A 4,499-nucleotide genomic window follows, 5' to 3' on the forward strand; every position below is an offset into this window, starting at 1 on the left:
GTAGAGAGTAAATAGAGAAAGGCTGATATTTGCTAAAAGTACATAATTCATTTTCTTATGTAAGAGTTAAATGAATTTGGCTAAAAATCAGAGCTATCACTGTTGTTTCTAAAGAGTAAATAATCCAGTAAATCTCAACATCGTAAATACTCTTAACTATCTAATAAATAATACTAGATTTTAGAATAATCACAATTTTATGATTCAGAAAATATACTGATACTAATAGTTTCAGCCTATGATTGCAAAAATGGGAGCATCCTGATTTTTAAAATTTACCAAGATTTATAGCACTACCAAAGCACATTAGGACATTTTTGAATGCTAACATCTATGCACAAAAAACTTAACCCCGTCCATGTTGAAACCTGGAGTTGATGATTATTTGGATGTGTCATTGCGACGCTCCATAAACACGCAACGGCTTCTCGCAGAGTAGCAATCCCCAAATTCATGGAGCGAAAACTACGATTCTCAAAGTAGATGAGAATTATTACTTATTACTTATTACTTATTACTTATTATTTATTACTTCATCCTGAAGTCACAGCATAGTCAACCAAAAGTCCAAGACGTTGACGCAAGGTTTCTAAACCCAAACGCTGGCTAGCAGAAATAAACACTGCTAAGGGAAATTCTTCCCGTGCTTGCACCAAGGTATCGTGATCGACATCATCAATTTTGTTGAAAGCCACCAGCGCCGGACCAGGTGTCACTGGCATTTGTGCCAAAATATCCCTAACTGAACGAATATGGGTTAACCAAGCCGGATGGGACAAGTCCACTAAATGCAGCAAAGCATCCGCTTCTGTGACTTCCTCCAAGGTGGCGCGGAAAGCATCCATTAATGATGCAGGTAATTCATGAATAAATCCCACGGTATCCGTAATCAAAATTTCTTGGGGTTGATTGCTGTCTGGGTGAGGAACAGCTAATCTCCGGGTGGTGGGGTCAAGGGTGGCAAATAATTGGTCGGCGGTATAAACTTCTGCATTGGTCAAGGTGTTTAACAACGTAGATTTACCAGCATTTGTGTAACCAACCAAAGCCACAGAAGGTACTTCATGATGTTGCCTGCGTTGTCGTAAGCGGGCGCGGTGTGCCTGGAATTGATTGACTTCCCTTTGGAGGCGAGAAATACGCCGTTGAATGGCGCGTCGTTCCGTTTCTAGCTTTGTTTCACCAGGCCCACGGGTACCGATACCACCACCCAATCGAGACATTGCCTCACCCCTACCAGCTAATCTGGGTAGCATATATTCAAGTTGTGCCAATTCCACCTGTAATTTCCCTGCACCAGATTGGGCGCGTTGGGCAAAGATATCTAAAATTACTTCGGTTCTATCTACAACCCTAAGCCCGATTTGTGCCTCTAAATTACGGACTTGGGCGGGGGATAAATCTCGGTCAAAGACGACTAAATTCGCCCCCAAAGTTTGGGCTGTTAAGGCAATTTCTTGTACCTTACCTTCCCCGACTACGGTTTGGGGATGAATCCGCGATCGCTTTTGCCATAAAGTCTGCAATACGTCACCACCAGCAGTGTCCACCAATCGCGCTAATTCAGCTAAGGTGTCTTGGAAAGTATGGGTGCCAATTCTCTCTGTCATTACTCCCACAATTACCACCCGATCGCGATCGCTATCAACTTCCTGGGCAATAAATTCCCGGCTGAATTCTTCCTCTAACCCTTCTACTAAGTCAATAAAGTCCTGTTTACCCAGGGCATCTAGACTCATGGCTGGAGATATACTCCAACTGGGGTGAGGTACGGGACTGGCTCCCGATTGCAAATTGGAGCTAGCAATTAAGGCGCGGGTATCTTGGGGTGTGAGGTGTGCTAAATAGGCTTCCTTCACATAGCCAGTTGCACCACCACCACGACGGGTAAATCCAGCACCAGTAATATTTAATACGACTAATGTATCTAGGCGTTGTAGTGCCATAGAAGTTAATACCCCTTCACTGGGGGGTTCCGACTTCATATGGGTAGAGATACAACGAATACCACTAAGTCGTTCCGCACCGTAACGGGGTAATTCTAACAGAGGAATTTGTGTTTGCCGGGGAGTACCAACTCCCACACGCATTACCTGTCCACGACGGTTGAGATAGGCACACACGGGTTGTTTTATATCCGTGCTGATAGCGGCCAGCCGTTGAGCGAACTCGGGCGTAGTGATGCGATCGCCTGGTATGCGTTGGTGATAAAGCCTTTGGAGTTGCTTTAGCTGGCTGGATTTTAAACCTTGGAGATTACCGAAGATAGTCTCTATTGACATGTATGACCAGTTTACTGGTTCCCCGAATTCATCTATAGTCTATTTTACAACATGGTTTTGCTCTGGGATTTATATCCTAGGGAGGTTGTATGAGTATTAAAACTTATTTAAATTAAGAGGTTGAAGGATTTTAACTGGTTTTTGAACATTCATAAATCTTTACCGCTATGAGATTTTTATCAATCATTAACCAAGAGCGATCGCTGATCTGGTAGATTGGGTTGAGGAAGCAAAACCTAAAGAATCTATAATTACAAGTAGATATGTAAACAATTCAAGCTGATGAATAAGAGTGATTTGGGAGAAATTGAACGCGCTGTCAGTCAACTTTCTAGTGAGGATCTCGCCAAATTTCGGACTTGGTTTGCAGAATTTGATGCCGCAAATTGGGATCGACAATTTGAGAAAGATGTGGTTTCTGGTAGGCTAGATGCACTAGCAGACAAAGCATTAAAAGATTTACAACAAGGGAAATGTAGTGATTTGTGAAACATCGAGCAACCCCGGATTTTTGGTATTATTATCGACAGTTGCCATCAGAAATCCAAGAGCTTGCAGATAGATGTTACGAGTTGCTCAAACAAGATCCTCGATACCCTTCACTACATTTTAAGAAAGTAGGGCGATTCTGGTCAGTTCGAGTGGGTTTACACTACAGAGCGATCGCAGTGGAAGATAATAATGATCTAGCTTGGTTTTGGATCGGAACACATGCCGAATATGACAAAATATTAGACTCAAATTAGCGTATGCCTAAAATTCTATAATTTTGACTGGTGTAACAACCAATCTTGTGTCGCTTGGGGCGATCGCAAATGTATTATTTGTAAATGGGCGTATTCTGGTTGTTGTAATAAAATTGGGTATTCTTTGCGTCGCCGCTTGTAAGTTTGAAATACCCAGAGAATAATGGAATCCCGGCTCAATGTTTTTTTCCAGGTTTCTAGGTTTCCGTTACACACTTCTTGTTGTTTTGTTACTCGTTCATAGGTGCGACGTAAAACACGGTTCAGAATTACAGGTAGTGAGTAGTCAAGCCACACGACTGTATCTGCTTTTTTCCAAACATAATCCCTGACTTTGCTGTAATTACCATCTACAATCCAACTGTCACTTGTCAAAGATTGTTCTACCCTTTGTTGGAAGATGTTATTTGGTACTTCTACCCAATTAGGCTCCCAGTAGAGATAGTCCAATTCTATGTGGGGAATGGCAAGATTTTGGGAAATTTGACGGGCTAAGGTGGTTTTTCCGGAACCACTTGTACCTATTATGGAAATACGTTGCATTGTTTCAACATTGAACAAACCCGATATAACTACAATGTATTTTGGGGAATTACGAGCTTGAACAAAAAGCAGGGGGGAAAGGGGCAGGGGGCAGAGGGAATGCCTCTTCCCTCCTGCCGTGGAGCGAAGGGTCACAATCCCCGACTTCTGTAAGTCGTTTTCGTTCAGGTGGGGTACAATCTCCATCTAAACATCCCCCTGTTCCTCTGCCTCTTTTTGAATCAATTTTTAATTAAAATTGGGGCTTAACATACAAATCCCATATTTTTTTAAGTTATTGGCATCTGATTCCGAAATTTGCCCTATTTTAGCTAGTAATATAGCGTTTATCAGCCTAGTGAGGTGCGGATATATTTGGCTGATTCTGCTTTTTGTTGAATAGTGATTATCCAGTGTCCCGCAGTCACATTTTCCAGTATTGATTCTGGGAGGTTCAGTTTCTCCCCTGGTTGAAGTTCAAGTTCATAAATCAGCTTAATCAATTCAACATTCATATTTTTGTTGGCTGTAGCTTCCCTATTAATTATTTTGCGATATATTTTTTATTCATCAGTAGTTATCCTTGAATCAACGCCACAAACCGTGCATCATCACGGATAATATCAAAATCCGAGTCGGTTTTTGCCCATTCTCCACATTCAGAATTAAGATGGATGGCTTTGCTTAGATTCTCAAGTCCTTGATCGAGTTGATTTTGTAATACGTAACAACGAGCTTTGTTGTACCAAGCTAGGTGTAAGTCAGGTTTAATTGCTAGTGCTTTATCATAGGATGCGAGCGCTTCTTCATATCTTCCTACATTACCTAGAGCATAACCCCGGTTGTACCAAGCTTCATGGTAGTCAGGTTTAATTACCACAGCTTTATCATAGGATGCGAGCGCTTCTTCATATCTTCCTAAATTACCTAGAGCATAACCCCGTCCGTA

6 protein-coding genes are annotated in these 4,499 nt (G+C 41.9%); 2 read left to right on the plus strand and 4 right to left on the minus strand.

Going from position 1 to position 4,499, the window contains the following annotated elements; translation table 11 throughout:
* Nucleotides 1-533: 533 nt before the first annotated feature.
* Nucleotides 534-2,282 carry a GTPase HflX gene (gene hflX / locus CALSC_RS23370; protein ID WP_088243639.1) on the minus strand — a complete coding sequence of 583 codons (1,749 nt, stop codon included), beginning with the start codon at nt 2,280-2,282 and terminating at the stop codon, nt 534-536.
* 282 nt (nt 2,283-2,564) lie between these two features.
* Between hflX and CALSC_RS23375 the strand changes: the two genes are divergently transcribed.
* Together CALSC_RS23375 and CALSC_RS23380 are read left to right on the plus strand one after the other, a co-directional pair.
* Entirely contained in the window at nt 2,565-2,771 is a 207-nt protein-coding gene (locus tag CALSC_RS23375; RefSeq protein WP_088243640.1) for a hypothetical protein, read from the plus strand.
* Nucleotides 2,768-3,028, plus strand: coding sequence for a ParE family toxin-like protein (locus tag CALSC_RS23380; protein WP_088243641.1), 261 nt, complete (start codon nt 2,768-2,770; stop codon nt 3,026-3,028). The genes CALSC_RS23375 and CALSC_RS23380 overlap by 4 nt, the downstream gene beginning before the upstream one ends.
* 15 nt (nt 3,029-3,043) lie before the next feature.
* On the opposite strand, the gene CALSC_RS23385 is transcribed toward CALSC_RS23380, so the two are convergent.
* From CALSC_RS23385 to CALSC_RS23390, 3 genes are all read right to left on the minus strand, one after another.
* Nucleotides 3,044-3,571: an AAA family ATPase gene (locus CALSC_RS23385; RefSeq protein WP_088243642.1), complete on the minus strand. Its 528-nt coding sequence runs from the start codon at nt 3,569-3,571 to the stop codon at nt 3,044-3,046.
* 329 nt (nt 3,572-3,900) lie between these two features.
* Nucleotides 3,901-4,065 (minus strand): hypothetical protein, encoded by a 165-nt coding sequence (locus CALSC_RS27120; protein ID WP_200817729.1) that lies wholly within the window; start codon nt 4,063-4,065, stop codon nt 3,901-3,903.
* Nucleotides 4,066-4,127: 62 nt separating this feature from the next.
* The coding region (locus CALSC_RS23390) for a TPR end-of-group domain-containing protein (protein ID WP_143288351.1) at nt 4,128-4,499 on the minus strand (372 nt) is incomplete at its 5' end.

It is taken from the genome of Calothrix rhizosoleniae SC01 (assembly GCF_900185595.1).
GTDB lineage: Bacteria > Cyanobacteriota > Cyanobacteriia > Cyanobacteriales > Nostocaceae > Calothrix_A > Calothrix_A rhizosoleniae.